Annotated in this window: 18 protein-coding genes; 7 read left to right on the top strand and 11 right to left on the bottom strand. The window is 73.6% G+C overall.

The annotated features are described in order from the left end of the window. Positions 1 to 111: 111 nt before the first annotated feature. The 5 genes from ACN28G_RS10530 to ACN28G_RS10510 form a co-directional block, all read right to left on the bottom strand. A complete protein-coding gene (locus ACN28G_RS10530) occupies positions 112 to 1,686 on the bottom strand; it encodes a serine/threonine protein kinase (RefSeq protein ID WP_091437999.1) in 1,575 nt (524 codons plus the stop codon). Positions 1,687 to 1,880: 194 nt separating this feature from the next. Beyond that, positions 1,881 to 2,858 (bottom strand): aldo/keto reductase, encoded by a 978-nt coding sequence (locus ACN28G_RS10525; protein WP_421478995.1) that lies wholly within the window; start codon positions 2,856 to 2,858, stop codon positions 1,881 to 1,883. Between the two features lie 135 nt (positions 2,859 to 2,993). Further along, positions 2,994 to 3,617, bottom strand: a complete 624-nt coding sequence (gene eda, locus ACN28G_RS10520; protein WP_091437992.1) for a bifunctional 4-hydroxy-2-oxoglutarate aldolase/2-dehydro-3-deoxy-phosphogluconate aldolase — start codon at positions 3,615 to 3,617, stop codon at positions 2,994 to 2,996. A 43-nt stretch (positions 3,618 to 3,660) separates the two neighbouring features. Continuing rightward, the gene (locus tag ACN28G_RS10515; protein ID WP_091437988.1) at positions 3,661 to 4,437 is read right to left on the bottom strand and encodes a thioesterase II family protein; all 777 of its coding nucleotides are present in this window, start codon (positions 4,435 to 4,437) and stop codon (positions 3,661 to 3,663) included. Between the two features lie 235 nt (positions 4,438 to 4,672). Further along, positions 4,673 to 6,109: an endo-1,4-beta-xylanase gene (locus ACN28G_RS10510; RefSeq protein WP_421478994.1), complete on the bottom strand. Its 1,437-nt coding sequence runs from the start codon at positions 6,107 to 6,109 to the stop codon at positions 4,673 to 4,675. 338 nt (positions 6,110 to 6,447) lie between these two features. On the opposite strand from ACN28G_RS10510, the gene ACN28G_RS10505 reads away from it, so the two are divergent. The 7 genes from ACN28G_RS10505 (at position 6,448) to ACN28G_RS10475 (ending at position 14,267) form a co-directional block, all read left to right on the top strand. Further along, positions 6,448 to 7,413, top strand: a complete 966-nt coding sequence (locus ACN28G_RS10505; protein WP_091437983.1) for an acetylxylan esterase — start codon at positions 6,448 to 6,450, stop codon at positions 7,411 to 7,413. Positions 7,414 to 7,429: 16 nt separating this feature from the next. Further along, complete coding sequence (locus ACN28G_RS10500; protein WP_421478993.1) at positions 7,430 to 9,013, top strand: glycoside hydrolase family 43 protein; 1,584 nt, start codon at positions 7,430 to 7,432, stop codon at positions 9,011 to 9,013. 249 nt (positions 9,014 to 9,262) lie between these two features. Next, positions 9,263 to 10,102 (top strand): ABC transporter permease, encoded by an 840-nt coding sequence (locus ACN28G_RS10495; RefSeq protein WP_217628819.1) that lies wholly within the window; start codon positions 9,263 to 9,265, stop codon positions 10,100 to 10,102. Then, complete coding sequence (locus ACN28G_RS10490) at positions 10,099 to 10,836, top strand: ABC transporter ATP-binding protein (RefSeq protein WP_421478992.1); 738 nt, start codon at positions 10,099 to 10,101, stop codon at positions 10,834 to 10,836. The genes ACN28G_RS10495 and ACN28G_RS10490 overlap by 4 nt, the downstream gene beginning before the upstream one ends. Positions 10,837 to 10,856: 20 nt before the next feature. Then, complete coding sequence (locus ACN28G_RS10485) at positions 10,857 to 11,873, top strand: ABC transporter substrate-binding protein (RefSeq protein WP_421478991.1); 1,017 nt, start codon at positions 10,857 to 10,859, stop codon at positions 11,871 to 11,873. Then, positions 11,873 to 13,345: an MFS transporter gene (locus ACN28G_RS10480; RefSeq protein WP_421478990.1), complete on the top strand. Its 1,473-nt coding sequence runs from the start codon at positions 11,873 to 11,875 to the stop codon at positions 13,343 to 13,345. Before ACN28G_RS10485 ends, ACN28G_RS10480 begins: the two co-directional genes overlap by 1 nt. Before the next feature lie 19 nt (positions 13,346 to 13,364). Continuing rightward, a complete protein-coding gene (locus tag ACN28G_RS10475; protein WP_091437970.1) occupies positions 13,365 to 14,267 on the top strand; it encodes an ABC transporter substrate-binding protein in 903 nt (300 codons plus the stop codon). A 46-nt stretch (positions 14,268 to 14,313) separates the two neighbouring features. Here the strand turns inward: ACN28G_RS10475 and ACN28G_RS10470 are convergent, their stop codons facing one another. The 6 genes from ACN28G_RS10470 to ACN28G_RS10445 all read right to left on the bottom strand — a co-directional run bounded on the left by ACN28G_RS10470 (position 14,314) and on the right by ACN28G_RS10445 (position 20,300). Continuing rightward, entirely contained in the window at positions 14,314 to 15,780 is a 1,467-nt protein-coding gene (locus ACN28G_RS10470) for an MFS transporter (protein ID WP_421478989.1), read from the bottom strand. Between the two features lie 489 nt (positions 15,781 to 16,269). Further along, positions 16,270 to 17,226: a 4'-phosphopantetheinyl transferase family protein gene (locus ACN28G_RS10465; protein WP_091437967.1), complete on the bottom strand. Its 957-nt coding sequence runs from the start codon at positions 17,224 to 17,226 to the stop codon at positions 16,270 to 16,272. Further along, a complete protein-coding gene (locus ACN28G_RS10460) occupies positions 17,210 to 18,370 on the bottom strand; it encodes an acyl-CoA dehydrogenase family protein (protein ID WP_091437963.1) in 1,161 nt (386 codons plus the stop codon). The genes ACN28G_RS10465 and ACN28G_RS10460 overlap by 17 nt, the downstream gene beginning before the upstream one ends. Then, positions 18,367 to 19,077 (bottom strand): hypothetical protein, encoded by a 711-nt coding sequence (locus tag ACN28G_RS10455; protein WP_421478988.1) that lies wholly within the window; start codon positions 19,075 to 19,077, stop codon positions 18,367 to 18,369. Before ACN28G_RS10455 ends, ACN28G_RS10460 begins: the two co-directional genes overlap by 4 nt. Beyond that, entirely contained in the window at positions 19,074 to 20,036 is a 963-nt protein-coding gene (locus ACN28G_RS10450) for a hypothetical protein (RefSeq protein WP_421478987.1), read from the bottom strand. The genes ACN28G_RS10455 and ACN28G_RS10450 overlap by 4 nt, the downstream gene beginning before the upstream one ends. Positions 20,037 to 20,039: 3 nt before the next feature. Continuing rightward, entirely contained in the window at positions 20,040 to 20,300 is a 261-nt protein-coding gene (locus ACN28G_RS10445) for an acyl carrier protein (protein WP_091437953.1), read from the bottom strand. Positions 20,301 to 20,305 lie beyond the last annotated feature (5 nt).

The following is a 20,305-nucleotide window of genomic DNA, read 5'->3' as shown; positions in this document are numbered from 1 at the left end:
TCGGGTGGGCCTCAGCTCTCGGGGGGGGGTGCAGGAGACCCTTGTCGAGCCGACCCCGCCCCGACGAGGTGCCTCTGCGGCCCGCATCCGAACCGGCCCGACGTGGGTCGGTCAGAGCGCGCCGCGGTCGACCAGACTGAAGGTGGTGCCGACCGGGGCGTCGCCCTGCTCCTGCACGTGCAGCCGCTTCTCGTCCGCGTTCCACTCCAGCACGCCGTACGTCTCGTTGATGATGGAGTACGCCAGGCGACCCTTGTCGTCCCAGCCGTCGCGGGAGATGTCGAAGACGGTGGCCGGCGTCGGCTGACAGTCGACGCCGACCAACGAGGCGTAACCCGCCGAATCGATCTTGACCCCGAGGCACGGCTGGTGGGCGACGTCCGGGTTCAGCGATTTGATCATGTAATCCACACCGACCGGATCGAGCACGAACAGGGCGTCCGGTCCGGTCCCGTCGCCGACGCGCAACGTGCGGTCGAACGGCAGCGAAAGATCCCGGTCGATCTGCACCACGTGCAGCAGGACACGGCGCTCTCCGGAGAGCATGGCCCGGGTCCGATCCGTCCCCGACGGCGACGGCGACGGACTCGGCGTACCCGCTGCCGGCGACGTCGGCCCGTCAGCCGCCGGCGTGCCGTTGCCCGTCGAACCGACCGGGTCCCGATCAGCGCCGCCGCCCAGTAGTTGCGGGCCGAACAGGGCGCTGGACACCAGCGCCGCGATCACCACGGCGGTCACCGCCAGCCCGGTGAGCCGACGTCGCCGGCCCGAGCCCGCACCGTCGGTCGGATACCCGCCGTCACCCGCGGCACCGGTCGGGGCGGGCGACACCGCCGCCGCAGGGGCCGGCTGCGCCGGGCTCGTCGAGGGCGCCGCCGTCAGCAACCCGTCGAGCAGCTCCCGGGCGGTGGGCCGGTCCGCGGGATTCTTGGCCAGGGCCCGGCCGACCAGCTCCCGCAGCGGCCCGTCGAGCCCGGTCAGGTCCGGCGGTTGGGTGAGGATCCGCATCGCGGTGTCGGTGGCGGAATTCCCGCCGAACGGGTTACGGCCGGTCGCCGCGTAGCCGACCACCGCGCCCCAGGCGAACACGTCGGCGGCCGGACCCACCGGCTGGCCGGATGCCGGCTCGAAGCGCTCCGGCGCCATGTACGCGGCGGTCCCGACCAGCTGGTTGGTCCGGGTGTGCCGGCTGGTGGCCTCGAAGGCACGGGCGATGCCGAAGTCGATGACCTTGACCCCGCCCGGGGCGAGCAGCACGTTCGCCGGCTTCAGGTCCCGGTGGATGACCCCGGCGCCGTGGATGGCGGTGAGCGCGGTGGCCACCCCGACCGCCATGCTGTGCACCCCGGCCGCCCCCAGGGGCCCCTGGTCCCGGACGAACTGCGCCAGGCTCGGCCCCTCGACGTACTCCACCACCAGGTACGGCGGGTCGTGGTCCGGGTCGGCGTCCAGCACCTCGGCCGTGCAGAACGGTGGGACCTGGCGGGCCCGGTTGACCTCGCTGCGGAACCGGCCCCGGAACTCGTCGTCGTGCGACAGGTCCGCCCGGACGACCTTGACCGCGACCCGCCGTCCCTGCGGCGAGCGGGCCAGGAAGACGCTGCCCATGCCACCCTCGCCGAGCCGGTCGAGCAACTCGTAACCGCCGAGTCGGGCCGGGTCGCCGGCGCGCAGCCCGTGACTCACGCCGGTTTTCCGCAGGCCACAACCGACCCGGCAACCGTTCCGCCAAACACGCGTTCCCCTTAGGTCACTCGGACGCCGTCCGCAGCCTACCGTTGACGCCGGAGTGCCCCCCGCCGCCTCCGGTGTGGCGCGTCGCGCGCCCACCGGTCCGCCCCGTCAGTCTCCCGGAGCACGCTCCAGACGACGGCGGTCGGTCACGGCGTGGGAACCTCCCGGGCCAGCAGACCGGCCCGCTTCAGGTCGGCCCAGAGCGCACCGGGGATGTCCCACTCGAACATGGTGATGTTGTCGGCGATCTGCCGGGGATCGTGCGCGCCGACCACCACGCTGGCCACCGCCGGATGCCCGAGGGGGAACTGGATGGCGGCGGCCCGCAGCGGCACCCCGTGCCGGTCGCAGACGGTCCGGATCGCGTGGGCCCGCTCCACCAGCGCCGCGTCGGCCGGGGCGTAGTCGTAGAACGCCCCGGGTTTCGGGTCGGCCAGCAGGCCGGAGTTGTAGACCCCGGCGGCGAGGACCGAGATCTGCCGCCGCTGACAGAGCGGCAGCAGCTCGGCCAGGCCCGACTGGTCCAGCAGGGTGTAGCGGCCGGCCAGCATGACGCAGTCGAGGTCGGCGGCGCGGGCCAGCGTCACCAACGCCGGGGCCTGGTTCATGCCGGCGCTCACCGCCCCGATCTCCCCGGCCGCCCGCAGGTCGGCCAGGGCCGGGTAGGCCTGCCGCAGGGCGTCGGCCAGGTGGGCGTCCGGGTCGTGGATGTGCGCGATGTCGATCCGGTCCAGGCCCAGGCGCTCCAGGCTGTCGGCGTACGAGCGGCGCACCCCGGCGTAGCTGAAGTCGAAGACCGGTCGCAGCCCGGTGGGCTCGGCCCAGATTCCCTGGGGATCGTCGTCGCCGGGCACCAGCAGCCGGCCGACCTTGGTGGAGAGGGTGAACTCGGCGCGTGGCCGGTCGGCCAGCACCGCCCCGGCCCGGCGCTCCGACAGGCCGCAGCCGTAGAGCGGCGCGGTGTCGAAGTAGCGCAGACCGAGATCCCAGGCGGTCTCCACGGTGACCCGGGCGGCGGAGTCACCGACCGGGGTGTAGAGCCCACCGATCTGGGCCAGACCGACGCCCAGCCGGGTCACCTCGACCTCGGTGCGTCCTAACCGGACCCGTTGCGTCGCCTGCATCCGGCCGCCTCCCACCCCGTCGTGCGCCCGGTGCGCCAGGTGCCCACGACTGCACAGGATACTGCCGCACCGCCCCGCCGTCTGTCCGGTAAGGACGGTGTGTCGTGAGCCTCCGGCGCGTCGCTACGGGCTCCGTCAGTGGGCCACCGCCTCGACGCTGGCGGTGACCAGGTCGGTGATCCGGTCGAACTCGCCGGCCCGGATCGCCGCCCGGGGCACCATCCAGCTGCCGCCGACGGCCAGCACAGCCGGCAGCGCCAGGTAGTCGGCGGCGGAGGTGGCGTCGATACCGCCGGTGGGCACGAAACTCACCTGACCGAACGGCGCGGACAACGCCGCCACCGCCGGCGCACCGCCGGAGGTACCGGCGGGGAAGAACTTCAGGGTGTCGACCCCCTCGGCGAGGGCGGCCATCACCTCGGTCGCGGTGACCGCACCGGGCAGCGCGGTGACCCCGTGCTCTCGGCAGCGCCGGACGACCGCCGGGCTGAACCCGGGCGAGACGACGAAGCGGGCGCCCGCCCCGACCGCGATGTCCACCTGCTCGGCGGTGAGCACCGTGCCGGCCCCGACGGTGACCCCGCCGTGCGCGGCCATCCGGGCGATCGACTCGGCGGCGGCCGGAGTCCGGAAGGTGACCTCGGCGACGGGCAGCCCGCCCGTGGCGAGCGCGTCGGCGAGGGGTTCGGCGGCGGTGGCGTCGTCGAGCACGACCACGGGGACGAGACGGTGCCGACGCAGCAGGTCAGGAATGCTCATGGCAGCGAGCGTACGGCCCACCCCGATCGCCGACGCCGGTCGGTCATCGATGGCGCGGGTGGTGGGACCGTCGGTTGTCGCCCGGCACGGCGGCCAGCACGTCCGCGACGGTGCGCAGCACCTCGGCGCGGGCGGTGTGGACGAAGAAGTGCCCACCGGCGAAGAAGTGCTCGTCCGGGTCGGTGACGGTGTGGGTACGCCACCCGTCGGCCTGGTGGTCGGTGACCGTGGTGTCACCGGTCCCGCGTAACACCGTCACCGGCAGCGCCAGCGGCGGCTGCGGGTCCACCGGCCAGGTCTCCAGCACCTGGAAGTCGGCGCGCAGCACCGGGGTGAACAACCCCAGCAGCTCCCGGTCGGCCAGCAGTTGCGGGGGCATTCCGCCGAAGTCCGCGGTACGGCGCAGCAGGGCGTCGTCGTCGAGCAGGTGCACCAGGTCGGTCGGGTCGCGCCGGCACGGGCTGCCGGCGCCGGAGACGATCAACCCGGCCGGCGGGACGCCACGTCGCCGCAACTGCCGGGCGAGCGCGAAGGCGACCACCGCACCCATGCTGTGCCCGAAGAGCACCACCGGACGGGGTGCCAGCGCCTCGACCTGTGGGGTCAGTCCACGCAGCACGTCGGCCATCGAGGTCAGCGCCGGCTGGCCGAACAGGTGCTCCCGACCGGGCAGCAGTACGGCGGTGACCGTGGCGACGTCGGCCAGTGCGTCGGCCCAGTCCCGGAACGGGGCGACACCACTGCCGGCGTACGGCACGACGACCAGGACGGGGCGACCGTCGGCGGGCCCCGGTGGCGGGACGAGTCGGGGCGTACCCATGGTTGAACCCCCTGGTCGCGACGCCGACGGCAAGGCCACCGGGGGTGCCCGACCGGTTTCTCGGGATGGTTGGCCGACCGCAACTACTCTCTTTCGATCATGCGGCACCGGTTCCCGGACGGCAACTCCACCCGGGACCGCGGCCGGCACCGGTCAGGGGGGTGCGGTCACCGGCGGAGGGTGGACAGCGGGCGGCGCGAGGAGCCGGTCGACCCCTCGCGCCGCGGCGGGAAACTCAGCTCGCCGTGCAGGTGGGGGTGGCGCTGGGTGCGGTGCCGGTGCCCTGGAACCCGAACTCCGTGCTGCCGCCGGCCGCGACCTGGCCGTTGTAGCTGACGTTGCGGAAGCTGACCGTGCCGGTCGTGCCGGTGTTCGTGGCGCTCCAGGCGTTGGTGACGCTGGCGCCGCCCGGCAGGGTGGTGCTGACCGTCCAGCCGTTCAGCCCGGCGCTGCCGGCGGTGACCCGTACCGTGGCCACGAAGCCGCCGTTCCACTGGTTCACCGACACGGTCGCCGAGCAGGCCCCGCCGACCGGTGGGGTGGTGGGCGGGGTCGTCGGCGGCGTGGTGGGCGGGGTGGTCGGGGGCGTGGTGGGTGGAGTCGTCGGCGGGGTGGTGGTGCCCCCGGCGTTCAGCGCCTCCAGGGTGGCGTTGTACGCCTGCTTCTTGTTGCCGCTGCCGTCGAAGAGCAGTGGCGTCCCGCCCGAACGCCAGGAGTCGGTGTCCCGGATGCCCCACACCGTGATGCCGTTACAGCGCGGCACGGCCAGACAGTCCTGCACCACGCTGCGGTAGGAGTTGGCCTGCGCGGTACCGGAGCCCTCGATGTCCAGCTCGGTGATCTGCACGTCGACGCCGAGCGCGGCGAAGCTGGCCAGGGTGGTGCGGTAGTTGCTGGGGTAGGGCGAGTTGGGGTTGAAGTGCGATTGGAAGCCGACGCAGTCGATCGGCACGCCCCGGGCCTTGAAGTCCCGGACCATGTTGTAGACGCCCTGGGTCTTGGCGTGGGTCCAGTTGTCGGTGTTGTAGTCGTTGTAGCAGAGCTTCGCGCCCGGGTCGGCGGCCCGCGCGGCGCGGAACGCCGCCTCGATCCAGTCGTTGCCGGTGCGCTGCAGGTTCGAGTCACGCCGGCCACCGCTGCCGCCGTCGGCGAACGCCTCGTTCACCACGTCCCAGGAGTCGATCTTGCCTCGGTAGTAGGTGGCGACCCGGGTGACGTGGTTGAGCATCGCGTTGCGCAGCGCGGTGCCCTCCATGCTCTCCATCCAGCGGGGCTGCTGGGAGTGCCAGGCCAGGGTGTGGCCCCGCACCTTCATCCCCTGGGCGATGGCGTGGTTGACGATCCGGTCGGCGTTGGCGAAGCTGAAGTTGCCCTGCGACGGCTCGGTCGCGTCGATCTTCATCTCGTTCTCGGGGGTGACCGAGTTGAACTCGCGGTTCAGGATCCCCACGTAGGTGGAGTCGGAGAGCTTGTAGGCCGCCACCGCGGCACCGAAGTAGCGGCCCTTCTCCGCCGCCGAGGCACCCAGGGTCGTGCCGGCACTGGCGCCGGGGGCGAGGGCCAGCGTCGCGACGACGACGGCAGCGGTGCCGACCGCCACCGCCGCGAGCGCGGTACGTCGTCGGTGCGTGCTGATCGCACGCCCGCTGTCGCGGGCGGACAGGTTGTTCATGGCGAATGCCTTTCCGGGAACTGTCACAGGAGGGGAGTCGCCTCGATCCCGCCCGCCACGGCGGCCGGTCCGCTGTCGTCGTGGCCGCCCGGAGGCCACCGCAGGGACACGGTCAACGGAACATCGCCGTGGAGATCGACGCTCTCCGATCGGAAACGTTACCGAAACACCCTCGACAGCTCAACCCCGACGAGCCCGGGTCGACGGCTTCCGCCGCTGGCAGCAGGGCCGAAAGTTTCGGCCACCCGCTCCGGTCGCGCGGTCGCCCGTACCGCATCATGGACGACGCGGTCGCCAGCCGGCCGCGCAACCCCACACCCCCACCTGGAGGAACACCGGTGTTGACCGATCTCCCCCTGCCGGAACTGGCGACCTATCGCAGCTCGCAGCGCACGCCTGACGACTTTGCCGACTTCTGGGCCGACACCCTGGCCGAGGCCGCCGGTCACGACCTCGACGTGCGGCTACGCGAGGTGCCGACCGGCCTGACCACGCTGGTCACCTACGATGTCACCTTCCGGGGCTTCGCCGGCCAGGACGTCCGGGCCTGGCTGCGGCTGCCGGCCGGGGCCACCACGGCGCTGCCGACCGTGGTGGAGTACGTCGGCTACGGCGGCGGTCGCGGGCACGCCCTGGCGAACCTGCTCTGGGCGTCGGCCGGCTTCGCCCACCTGCAGATGGACACCCGGGGGCAGGGCTCCTCCTGGAGCGTCGGCGAGACCCCGGACCCGGCCGTGGCCACCCCACAGGTACCGGGCGTGCTCACCCGGGGCATCGGCGACCCGGCCGACTACTACTACCGGCGGTTCCTCACCGACGCGGTGCGCGCCGTCGACGCGGCCCGCAGCCTGCCCCAGGTCGATCCGGCGCGCGTCGCGGTGCTCGGGTCCAGCCAGGGCGGTGGGGCCGCGCTCGCCGTTGCCGGACTCCGCACCGACCTGGCCGCCGTGGTGAGCTTCGTGCCGTTCCTCTGTGACTTCCCGCGCGCCACCCGGATCACCAACGCGTACCCGTACCGGGAGGTGGCCGACTACCTGGCCGTGCACCGGGAGAGCATCGAGCGGGTACACCGCACCCTCGCCTACTTCGACGGGGTCAACTTCGCCCGCCGGGCCACCGCGCCGGCGCTGTTCTCGGTGGCCCTGATGGACGCCACCTGTCCCCCGTCGACGGTCTACGGGGCGTACCACGCCTACGCCGGGCCACGCGAGTTGCTGGTCTGGGAGTACAACGGGCACGAGGGTGGTGGCATCCTCGACGAGGCCCGCGCCCTGGACTTCCTCCGCGCCCGCCTGGCCGGCTGAGCCGAACGGAGCACCGTTGTCCCACTACGACAATCCCGTGGTCCCGGGATTCCACCCCGACCCCAGCGTCTGCCGGGTGGGCGAGGACTACTACCTCGTCTGCTCCAGTTTCGAGTACGTCCCCGGCGTACCGGTGTTCCACAGCCGCGACCTGGTGCGCTGGCGGCAGATCGGCAACGCCCTGGACCGACCGGAGCAGCTGCCGATCCCGCCGGACGCCGCGACCTCCGGCGGCATCTACGCTCCCACGATCCGTCACCACGACGGCCGGTTCTGGCTGATCACCACCAACGTGCACCGGGGCAGCTTCGTCGTCACCGCCGAGGACCCGGCCGGCCCCTGGTCCGATCCGGTCTGGCTCGACCTGCCGGGCATCGATCCCGACCTGGCCTGGGACGACGACGGCACCTGTTGGTGCGCCTTCTCCGGCACCCAGCTCGCCCGGATCGACCCGGCGACCGGCACCGTCCTGGAGGGACCGTGGCCCGGCTGGACCGGCACCGGCCTGCAGTATCCGGAGGCCCCGCACCTGTACCGGATCGACGGCTGGTGGTACCTGCTGATCGCCGAGGGCGGCACCGAACGCGGCCACGCGGTCTCGGTGGCCCGCGCCCGGTCCCCGCGCGGTCCGTTCGAGGCCGCCCCGGGCAACCCGATCCTGTCGCACCGCAGCACCGACCGGCCGATCCAGAGCACCGGCCACGCCGACCTGGTGCATGCCCCCGACGGATCCTGGTGGATGGTGCTGCTGGGCACCCGCCCGCGCGGCCACACCCCGCAGTTCCACGTCCTGGGTCGGGAGACGTTCCTGACCCCGGTACGCTGGGTCGACGGCTGGCCCCGGGTCGAGCCGGTGCAACCGCGCGGGTCGACCGCCCCCGGCGGGACACCGCCGGCCGCGCCGGCTGAGCAGGCCGGGTCGCCGCCGGCCGCGCCGGCTGTGCGCGCCGGGACACCGCCGGAGCGGGACGATTTCGACGCGGACACCCTCGCGCCGTGCTGGATCTCGCCGCGCAGCCGGCCGGCGCACTCCTGGTCGCTTACCGACCGGCCGGGCTGGCTGACCCTGCACGCCACCGGGCCGACCCTCGACCGCCCCGGGTACACCTTCGTCGGCCGCCGGCAGCAGCACCTCGACTGCCGGGTCACCGCCCGCCTCGATCCGCTCGACGCCCGCGCCGGGCTGTCGGTCCGGCTCGACGAGGCCCACCACTACGACCTCGAGGTGGCCCAGGGTCGGGTACGGGTGATCGCCCGGATCGGTCCGCTGCGGCAGTGCCTGGCCGAACGGTCCGTCCCGGCCGGACCGGTGGAACTGGTGGTGGACATCCGTACCCACGACGTGCTGCCGCCGTCGGTGACCTCGGCCGGGCAGCTGGCCGCCGGTCCGGTCGGGGTCGGCCCCACCGGCCCGGACACCATCGCCTTCCGGGTCGGCACCGAGCACCCGGATCCACTGGCCGAACTGGACGGTCGCTACCTGTCGACCGAGGTGGCCACCGGGTTCACCGGCCGGGTCATCGGCATGTACGTCACCGCCGGCACCGCCGCCTTCGACTGGTTCGAGTACCGCCCCGGTGGGGCCGCCGGCACCCGGTAGCCACACCGACCCGCCGTGCCACGGCCCGTCGCGCGCCACCGTCCGGTGGTCGTCGCGACGGGCCGTTCCCGCGTCGGTGGCCGCCGACGCGCCCCTCGACCCCGCTTCCCATCATGCGAGATGCATATTGCATCCCCAGTAATCCCATCAACAAGATAGGGATTACCTACCTCGCCTCACCTGCGGCGATGCCACCCGGCACCGGTGTATGCCACCGACCGCCTACCGAAATCTGGGACGACGATGACTGTGACGCACCCCGTAGACACCGAGGAGGTGGCCCCGCACCGTGGGCGCTCCCCCGCGCCGCCGCCCCGGACGTCGCACGGCGACCGGATCGCTCGGGTCCTGCCCGCGTTGCTGCTGGTCGGACTGCTCGTCGCCGGTTGGGAGCTGATGGCGCGCAGCTCCGACAGCGCGCTGCTCCCGGGCGTCGCCGACATCACCGGCAACCTGGTCGAGATCACCGTCAACGGCGCGCTCTGGGAGAACGTCCAGACCACCCTGACCCGGGTCGCGCTGGGCTTCGCGGTGGCCTTCGTCGTCTCGGTGGCCGCCGGCATCGCGATGGGACGCAACGAGTGGCTACGCCGGTTCCTGGAGCCGGCGGTGCTGATCGGACTGGCCACCCCGGGCCTGGTGAAGGCGCTGCTCTGCGTGATCTGGTTCGGGGTGAGCCTGCTCAACCCGATCCTCACCGTCGCCCTGGCCGCCGCGCCCGCACTGACCATCAACATCGCCCAGGGCGTCCGCGCGGTCGACCCGGCACTCGGCGAGATGGCCCACGTCTACCGCCTCGACGCGCTCACCCGGTTGCGGTACGTGTGGCTGCCGGCCATCGTGCCCGACCTGTTCACCGGCGCGCGACTGGGCATCGCGATGGCCTGGAAGGTCATCGTCCTGGTCGAGATCTTCGGCCTGGCCGACGGCGTCGGCTACCAGCTCAACCTGGAGTTCTCCCAGCACAACGTGGCCGGCGTGCTCGCCTGGACCCTCGCCTTCACCCTGGTCATGGCGGTCATCGAGTACGGCCTGCTGCAGACGCTGGAACGCCGCGCGGTGCGGTGGCGCCGGGTGGCGACCCGATGAGCCGGCCCACCGGCGACGCCCGGATCCGACTCGACGGGGTGGACAAGGCCTTCGTCAACCGCCGTACCGGCGAACGCCAGCAGGTGCTGCGGGACTTCTCCTTCACCCTGGCCGCCGACGAACTGGTCGCGGTGGTCGGCGCGTCCGGCACCGGCAAGACCACCCTGCTGCACCTGGTCGCCGGGCTGGAACTGCCCGACCGCGGCACGGTGGACACCGGCGGCGGGCAGCCCCGCCTCGGCATGGTGTTCCAACAGCCCCGCCTGCTGGACTGGACCTCCGTCGACACCAACGTCCGGCTGGCCGCCCGCGCGGCGCGGATCGACGGTGCCGAGGTGCCCCGGATCCTCGACCAGGTCGGGTTGACCGAGTACGCCCAGTCGTACCCGTCGGTGCTCTCCGGCGGTCAACGCCAGCGGGTCGCGGTCGCCCGCGCGTTCGTGGTGCGACCGGAGCTGGTCCTGCTCGACGAGCCGTTCAGCGCCCTGGACGAGCTCACCGCCCGCCGGCTGCGCCTGCTGTTGCAGGAGCTGTGGCTACACACCCCGCGTACCGGGCTGCTGGTCACCCACAACGCCCTGGAGGCGGCGTTCCTCGCCGACCGCGTGGTGGTGCTGGGTGGACGCCCGGCCCAGGTGGTGCGGGAGTACCGGATCGACCGGCCCCGGCCACGTAGCCCCGAGGACCCCGAACTGTTCGACATCCACCGCCAGATCGTGGCGGCCCTGGCCTGACCCCCGGAAGGACGGACCTCGTGTCCACGTACCAGCTCAATCGACGATCCCTGCTGCGCGCGGCCGGGCTGCTCGCCGGCGGCGCCGGTGTGACCGCCCTGCTGGCGGCCTGCGGCGACGAGGAGCCCGCAGCCGCCGACGGCACCCTGCGGGCCAAGGTGCAACCACGCAGCCCGGGCACCGCCGGGGCGATCCGCGACTCCGTGGTGGAGCAGTTCGACCTGGCCGCCAAGCACCGGCTCGACCTCGACCGGCAGGCCGGCGGCGGTCCCGGCGCGGGGCAGGAGCAGCTGCTCACCGGCGTCCTGGACATCTTCGCCTTCGGCCCGCTGGGCGCGACCGAGGTGAACACCAGCGGCCACGACGTCGTCATCGTCGGGCCGTCCCTGTGGAACCACGGCCGCTGGATCGTGCCCGCCGACAGCCCGTACCAGAGCATCGCCGACCTGAAGGGCCGCAAGGTAGGTGTGCAGCCACCCAGCAGCGACACCTACCGGGCGGCGGCGCTGGCCTCGGCGGTCAACGGCATCCGTTTCGACCGGGAGTTCCAGCTCTTCACCGGGCAGCCGATCGCCAACCTGGCGCTCTACGAACGCGGTGACCTCGACGCCATCATCGCCATCGAGCCCAACGCCACCCGGCTGGTGGCCGCCGGCAACCGGCAGCTCGCCTCGGTCGGCGAACTGTGGCAGCAGGGCACCGGCGACACCAACCCGCTCTTCCTCAACGGCACCGCCGTCCGCCGGGACTGGCTGGCCGCCAACCGGGAGACCGCCAAGGCGTACGTGGACCTCACCCTGGAGGCCTGGCGACTGATCAAGGAGGACCCGTCGCTGGTGGCGAAGTACCACGCCGACTACGGGGTCAAGGCCGACGAACGCAGGGCGATCGAGCTGCTGCCCGAACGCCTCGTGCCGATCTACGGCGACCGGTGGGACGAGACCGTCTTCGCCAACCTGGAGAAGCAGATCGACCTGGCCGTCGAGGTCGGCATCCTCAAGCAGCGGGCCAGTCGGCCGGTGTACGAGCAGCTCTGATGTCCCCGCCCCGGCGCAGCCGCGCCGCCCTGCTGGTCTGCTGCGGGACGCTCTTCCTCGGCGTGCTCGACGGTGCCGCGTTGAACCTGGCCCTGCCCTCGTTGCAACGCGACCTGCGGCTGAGCACCGCCGAACTGCAGTGGGTCGCGGCCAGCAACGCGCTGGTCCGGGCCAGCCTCACCCTGCCCTGCGGCGCGGTCGCCGACCGGTTCGGCCGGCGTCGGATGTTCCGGCTCGGCCTGGCCGTGTTCGTCGTCGGCTCGCTGCTCTGCGGCGTCTCCTCGGACGCGGTGTCGCTGATCGTCAGCCGGGGTGTGCAGGGCGCCGGTGGGGCCCTGATGGCGCCGCCGGCACTGGCCCTGATCGCCAACCTCTTCCCCGGGGCCGCCGAACGCGGTCGCGCGTTGGGCACCTGGAGCGCCACCGCCGGCGTCTCGGCGGCCTGCGGGCCGCTGGTCGGCGGGGTCCTGGTGCAGGCCGCCGGTTGGCGCAGCGTGTTCTGGGTGGGCATCGGCGGCGCGTTGCTGCTCGCGGTCGGCACCCGGCTGTTGCCGGCCGGCGTCGTCGCCGGCCCGCCCCGACGCCTCGACGGGCTCGGCAACACCCTGGCGGCCCTGGTGCTGGTCGGGTTCACCTTCGCGCTGATCGACGGCGCGAACCGGGGCTGGACCAGCCCGGCGGTGCTGGTGGCCGTGGCGGTCTCGGTGGCTGCGGCGGCCGGTTACCTGCCGGCCGCGCGACGTCGCCCGGACCCGGTGCTCGACCCGGCACACCTGGCCGTCCCGGCGCTGCGCGGCGCGGTGCTCACCGCGGTCGTGGCCTACCTGGCGCTTGGCGGGTTCACCTTCGTCAACACCTTCTACCTGCAACAGGTACGCGGCTTCAGTCCCCTGGCCACCGGCGTGCTCACCCTGCCGGCCACCCTCGGGACGTTGGTGCTGGCCAACGTCTCCGGACGGCTGGTCGGCCGGGGCCGCGGCCGGGTGCTGGCCACCGTCGGGCACCTGTCGTTCGTGGCATCGATGACCCTGCTCGCCGTGGTGGTCACCGTCGACGCCTGGCTGCCCCTGCTGCTGGTCGGCTACCTGCTGCTCGGTGCCGGGATGGGGCTGGTCAACCCGCCAGCGACCAACACCGCGGTGAACAGCCTGCCCCGGGAACGCGCCGGGGTGGCCAGCGCGATCACCAGCGCCTCCCGGCAGATCGGCACCAACCTCGGCGTGGCCGTGCTCGGCGCGGTCGTGGTGTCGGTGCTGGCCGCCTCCGGTCAGCCGACCGGGGACATCGCCCGGGTCGCCGCCGAGGCCGGCGACGACTTCTCCACCGCTCTGCGCGTCGCGTACGGGCTGGTCGCGGTGGTCGCCGCGGCCAGTGCCTGGGCGACGTGGCGGCTGTTGCGGCCACCTGCGGTGAAGGAGGTGGTGGCGACGCACCTGACGGCAGCACCGGCCACGACGACCCCTGTCCGATAGACCCGAAAGGACCCATCCCGTGACACTCAAGAAGGTCAGAAGCGTCCGCAGCGGCGCCATCTTCACCCTGCCCTACCTCGTCGGCCTGGAACACGGCTACTTCGAACAGGAGGGCATCGACCTGGAACTGGTCGCCCCCGGCGCGTACGACGCGGTGGTCAAGCCGATCGAGGAGCACGAGCTGGTCAGCTCGTTCGGTGGCATCTCCAAGCCGTTCGAGAGCGGCGACGTCTCGTTCTACCGAGCCTGCGAGTGGGGGCAGATCCGCCGCTCGCACGACAGCAGCCGGGGCGGACAGATCATCGCCAAACGCGCCTCGGTGGCCAGCCAGGCGATCTTCGTCCGTCCCGACTCGGGCATCCTGCACCCGCAGGGCCTGGCCAACCGGACCGTCGGGGTCAACTTCCATCACGGTTCGCACTACCTGGCGATCCAGTCGCTGGAGGGCTTCCTGGAGGCCGACGAGATCAAGGTGGTGCACGCCGGCGGTCCGGCCGAGCGGTTCCGCAAGCTGCGCGACGGCGAGGTGGACGCGGTCGCCCTGATGGAGCCGTGGACCACCGCCGCCGAGAAACTCGGGTACGTGCTGGTGACCGAGGCGTTCTACGTCGGCTCGGAGATCGCCAGCGCGGACGTCGACCCGGAGACCTTCGCGGCGGTGGACCGGGGGGTCCGGCGCGCGGTCGCGACGATCAACGCCGACATCCGCCCGTACCTGCACCACTTCGTCGAGGAGATCCCGCAGGAGCTGGTCCGGTTGGAACCGGCGGACTTCCGCCCGGGCCGGCTGCGCTACGCCGACCCGGAGCCGTACCCGCAGGGCGAGTTCGAGCGGACCTACCGGTGGATGGTGCGGTGGGGGTTGATCGAGCCGGAGTCGACCTTCTCCGCCATCGTGGACAACCGCGTGGTGAACGTCTAGGCCGTCGCGCCCGGCCGGCGGGGTCCCGTCCGCCGGCCGGGCGCGATCAGGCGGACCGGCCGGCGAGAGCGACGGTGGCCGGTTCGGAGCCGGCGACCGCCCCGGGGCCGATGGCCGGCTCCGCCACGCCGGTGGGCCGCTCTGCGACGACGATGGCCGGCTCAGCGCCGGTGGGCCGCTCTGCGACGACGGTGGCCGGCGGCTCTGCGGCGGTGGGCGGCTCTGCGGCGGTGGGCGGCTCTGCGGCGGTGGGCGGTGCGCTCGTGGCCGGGTCCGGGGTGGCGGACTCGTCGGCGGGTACCGGCTGGCGCAGCGCCAGGACCGCGGCCACCGGTGCGGCCAGCGCCACGAACCCGCAGACCAGCCAGGTGGCGGTGGTGCCGATGAGGGCCGACAGCGCGCCGAAGACCACGATGGAGACCGGGGTGGTGCCGATGCTGGCCAGGGTCAGCATCGACATGGCCGTGCCGATCCGGGCCTTCGGCGAGGCCTGCTGGTAGACGGTGACGATGGCCGGGCCGTTCAGTCCGGCCATCAGCCCGACCCCGGCACCGACCGTGGCCAGGGCGACCACCGAGGGCATCAGGGCCATCAGCAGGATGCCGACGCCGATCCCGACCCCGGTGACGACCAGTCGGAACGCCAGCGGGATCCGGTGGGCCAGCAGCGCACCCAGCGCACCGGCGACCAGGGCGCCGGCGCTGAAGGCGACCACCACCACGGCGACCGAGGCCACGCCCCAGCCCCGCCCGTCCACCAGCAGCGGCAGGGCCACGTCGATCGGCCAGCCGAAGGCCATGTCCAGGCAGAAGGCGCAGATGAACAGCCAGCGCAGCCGGCCGTGGGCGCGCAGCAGACGCAGACCGTCGCCGGAGCGACGCAGCAGGTTCTCCCCGGGTGTCCGGGTGCCACCGGTCATCCCCCGGGTCACCACGGACACCCCGACGAAGGAGACCGCGCAGGTGACCGAGACCGCCGCCATGACGTGCCACAGCTCGCCGGTGACGATCATCCAGGCGCCGATCGGCGAGCCGACGATCGGGGCGATCCGGGTGACCATCGCCGACAGCGAGTTGGCCCGCGCCAACTGGTCACCGGTGGCCAGCCGGGGCATCAGGCTGCTGCTGGACGGGCTGGCCAGACCGAGCAGCACCCCCTCCAGTGCGGCGATCACCACCAGGGGCCAGAACCAGCCGGTGGTGAGGGTGACGACCGCGCCGCCGGCCAACAGCAGGACCCGGGCCGAGGTGGTCCGCAGCAGCACGAAGCGGGGCCCGAGCAGGTCCGCCAGGGCACCACCGAAGATCAACGTCAACGCGCGCGGTACGGTGCCGGCGAGCATCAGCGTGGTGATCGCGCCCGCCCCGCCGAGCTGCACGGCGGTCCAGCCCAGCGCGACCAGGAGCACATAGTCCCCGGTGAGCGACAGCCCCTGGCTGACGGTCAGGGTGAGGACCTTGCGCCACTGGATCGCCGCCTGGGCGCCGGCCGGGGCCGGTTCAGCTCTTTTCATCGATCTGCCTCACTGTGGGATCGCCCGGACCGGGCTGGGGATGTGGTCGTGCCGTGGGTGGGCGCGACGGAGGTGGACCCGACGGGCCCGGTGGTCGCGGTGGGCCGGGTGACCTCGGGCGGTGGCCGGCGCCCGGGCAGGGGCAGTCGGCGTCACCCGGACAGCCGGGCCCGGCGGGCCAGCGCGGCGGCACCGGGAACCGGACCGATCCGCACCCGCCCCGCAGGACGTTCTGCACCGCCCGCACCGCCGCCAGCCGCTCGGCGGACCGGGCCAGCCGTGGCGTACCGGTGGCCCTGATCTCCAGGTGGCCGCCGAGGTAGGAGCGACCCATCTCGGCCAGGGTCCGCCCGGCGGCCCGGATCGCCCCGGTCCGGTCGGCCGGGCAGGAGGTCAGCACCGGCACGTCCGAGGGGACGAACCGGACGAGTCCCGTACCGCCGGATGTCGGATCGTCACCGTCCAGGTCGGACTGATGCGGGTTCCACCTCACTGGCTCTCCCTCGGGCCGCTGGCGATCACGGGGCTGCCGCGTACCGAACGATAGGTTTCCGCGGGCGGCGGGTTCGGCGGTTCGTCAGGCAGCCGGCCGGCATCTTCGCGGCTGCGGCGCAGCCGGCCGGCATCTTCGCGGCGGTGGTGGGGCTGCCGCCAGTCCCACTCGAACATCCGCAACCGGCCGAGCCGGGTGCCGGTGGTGGCCAGGGCCGCGACGTAGCCCGGTGGCGCCGGCAGGTCCCGCAGCATCCACCGTTGCCCGGCCAGCGCCCCGGTCCCCGTCACCTGGCCGGGCCCGGCGGCCACCCCGCCGGTTGCGGCGTCGCCGGACATCAGCACACCGAGGCGCAGCCCCTCCAGGAACCGCCCGCCGCTGGCCTTGACGCAGGCCTCCTTGCGCGACAGCAGCCGGTGGTAGGCGGCGTGGCGACCGGCCGGGTCGGGCTGCCCGAGGACGGCGGCGGCCTCCTCGGCGGGCAGGAACCGGGTGGCCAGCGCCGGCACCGGATCGCCGTCGCGGATCTGTTCCAGGTCGACGCCCACCGGATCGGTCAGGCAGACCGCGAGCAGGGCGTGCCCGCCGGAGCGGCTCAGGCTCCACTGCCACCGGCGCCACCGGCCGTCGAAGTACGGCTTGCCGTTGGGTCCCCGGGCCCAGTGCAGCGTGTACCCGCAGGTGCCGAGGTACCCGCCGAGGACGGTGCGGACCGCGGCGTGGGCCAGCACGTACCGCATGCCGGCCACCGGGTCGCGCATGCCCGCCGCGCGCCGTCGCTCGTCGGCGTCGAGCAGCTCGGTGACCAACCGGACCACCTCGGGTTCGACGTCCAGTCCGATGTGCCAGATGTCCGCACCCGGTGGCGGCCCGGGGCCGGTTCCCGCCCGTGGCCCGGACAGCGCGGCGACGGGCGGGTCGCCGGCCCGGGTCGGGTCAGGCCACCCGGGCATCGCCGAGCCGTCCCTGCAGGTAGCCCTGGGCCAGGTTGAGCCGTTGGATGTTGCCGGTGCCCTCCATGAACTCGAAGGCCCGCGCGTCCCGGACCAGCTTGTCCAGCAGCGGATGCTCCCACCGGGCCCCCGGACCGAGCAGCCGGACCGCCGAGGTGGTGATCTCCTCGGCCAGCCGGGTGGCCCTGATCTTGGCGGCGGAGGCGAGGGTGCCGTCGCCTGGGTCGCGGTCGGCGGCGTGCGCGGCGGCCAGCACCAACGCCCGGGTGCCGGTCAGCCGCCGCGCCCAGTCGGCGAGCAGGTGCCGTTCGTCGGACCGGAACCGGTGCCGGGCCGCGACGACGAGGTCGTAACCGGCCTGCGCCACGCCGAGGGCCAGGCCGGAGACCACCGGACGGTACCGGTTGAAGGTCCGGGTGGCCGCCCACATGCCCTGCCGGGTGGCCGAGCGGTGCCGGCCGAGCAGGTCGGCCCCGGCGATCGGCACCTCGGTCATCCGCAGCTCGCTGAGCTGAAGTCCGCGCAGGCCCAGGGTGGGCAGGGGCACCGCGGTGAAACCCGGCCGGTCGGTGTCGACAAGCACCGCCACCACACCCAGCGGTCCGGCGTGCCGGCGGGCGAAGACCACCCCGATGCGGGCGCGGGCCCCGTTACCGACGAACCGTTTGACGCCGGTGAGCAGCAGCCCGTCGGCCTCCCCCGTCGGCCGCAGGGTGGTGCCCATGCTGCCCGGGTCGGAGCCGTGGGCCGGCTCGGTCATGCCGAAGAAGGTCCAGGTCGCGCCGGTGGCCACGGTACGCCAGTAGCGGTCGAGTTGGTCGCCGTCGGCGAGTTCGGTGACGACGAACCCGGACATCGACGGACCTGGCAGGGCCAGCACCGCGCCGGCGTCGGCCCGGGCCAGTTCCTCCAGCACCACCACCTGCTGCGCGCAGGAGTCCAGGTACACCGGTCGGCCCCGTACCCGCAGCGGATCGGGATTGTACGCCGCGGGCAGCCCGATCAGCTGCCGCCAGGGCAGCCCCCGGTCCAGCAGCGTCACCGCGCGGGACGGGTCCCGGTCCAGCTCCAGGGCGGTGGACCGCAGTCCGTCGGCGTGCTCCCGGGCCACCGCCCGCAGGTCGGTGAGCAGGTCGCTGGTCACGACGCCTCCAACTCGGTCGAGAATGGATCGGTCGACGGCTGATCGGTCGGGGGCGGGTACGTGTCGGCGAGCAGTTCGGCCACGCGTGCCTCGGCGCCCGGACCGTCGGCCAGGAAGCCGGCCGCACCGAGCAGGTGCAGGCAGGTCCGGCCGACCTCGTCGAGGCTGTCGCGTACCCGGCCCAGCCCACCGACGCCCGGACCGTGGTCGGGGTCGAGCAGGGCGCGGACCTCGGCGATCCCGGCTGCGGCGTCGGCGAGCATCGCCCGCACCATCGGCAGGTGCAGGGTGACGGTGCCGGCGACGGTCCGGCCCCGCAGGTGGGTCACGCTCCGGGCCAGCAGCCGCTCGGCCAGGCCCAGCCGGATCCAGGCCAGCCCGACCGACCAGGCGTGCCCGGGTGCCGGACCGCCGCCGGGCACCCGCAGGGCGACCAGCTCACCGTCGGCGGTCGGGATCCGGTCCAACAGCTCGTGCGGTACGCCGGCCCGCGACCGGGCCCCGGTGGGGGTGGTGTACCGGTCGCAGGTGGTCGCGACGTCGACCGGTACCAGCGCGTGTCCGCCCGGCCCGACCGGCAGCACCCCGGCGCTGACCGTGGCGTGCAGCTGGGCCAGGGCGGTGGTCGCGCCGTCGGCGTACCCGGTGGTCCGGTGCCGCCGCAGCTCGGTGGCGGCGGTGGCGGGCGGGGTCACGGTGACGGTCATCGCGCCAGCTCCTTGCGACGGTGTGGACGGACGGGCACCGCGGCGGGGTCCGGGTGCGGCGCGCCGACCCGGGCGATCGATCCCCGGGTACCCGGTCGGGTCGCGGTGTCCGGGTGCGGCGTGGCCGGCAGGGTCAGCACGACCTCGCAGCGGTACGGCAGCACCGGGTCCTCGTCGGCCACGACCACCCGGGAGCCGGCCGCCAGGCCCTGTTCGAGCAGGCTGGCCAGGGTCAGCCACACCCCGAGACAGGGGTGTCCGGCGGGGGCCCGTACCACCGTTGCCCGCCCGGGCGGGGCGGCGAGGGCGGCACCGGCGACGAGCACGTCGCCCCGGGGCGGCGTGGACCCGGCGGCGGCCGGGGCGGCGGTACGGGCGACCCGTGGCCGGCCGAGCGGCATGGTGCCGTCCGGGCCGACCAGCATCGCCACCGCGAGGTTCCGCCCCGGGCGCACCGCGGCGTCGTCGGGCGGCAGCGTGTTCTGCTCCATCGCCACGACCAGGGCCCGGCGGGCGCCCCCGGCGGCCACCTGGTCGTGGGCGATGCGGAGCGCGGTGAACGGCCCGGCCACGCCCTGCTCGGAGATGCCCATCATCAGCGGGTCACCGGGCAGCAGTTCACACAGGAGGCTGCCGGGGAAGCTCTGGTGCCGGCAGTCCTGACTGGCCTCGACGGTGACTACCAGGTCGACGTCGACCAGGGCCGGGCCGAGGGTGTCGACCACCGTGCGGACCATGTCGTGGTAGCTGACCATGGTCCCGCCGGTGAGCCAGGTCAGGTCGGCGAAGCGCCCGTGGATCGACTCCATGTGGTCGACGAAGGCGGTCAGTTCGTCGTCCCCGGGCGGTACACCCGGGTCGTCGAAGGTGAATCCGATGATGCGTTCGAGGGCCGGTCCGGCCGCGTCACCTGGCGCGGCCGGACCGGTCTGCTCCCCGAGCCGCCGCAGGACCGGCACGCCTCAGCGGCTCTCGGTGATGAAGCTGGCCAGCGCGCCGACGGTCTCCAGGTGGCTCTGCTGCAGGCCCTCCGGGTCGACCTGCATGTCCAGGGCGTCCTCCAGGGCCATCAGCAGGCCGAGCACGCTGGTGGAGTCCAGGCTCAGGTCGTCGAAGAGCCGGGTCTGCTCGGTGACGTCGGTCAGCTCCTGACCGAGCACCTCCTCCAGGGCGGTGACGATGGCGGCGACGACCTGCTGGTCAGCGGTGACGATGAGGGACATGGGAG

Origin of the sequence: Micromonospora sp. WMMA1923 (genome assembly GCF_049179195.1) — a bacterium.
Taxonomy (GTDB): Bacteria; Actinomycetota; Actinomycetes; order Mycobacteriales; family Micromonosporaceae; genus Micromonospora; species Micromonospora yangpuensis.
Note: the sequence above shows the minus strand (reverse complement) of the source record. Positions and strands in the feature narration are given on the sequence as shown.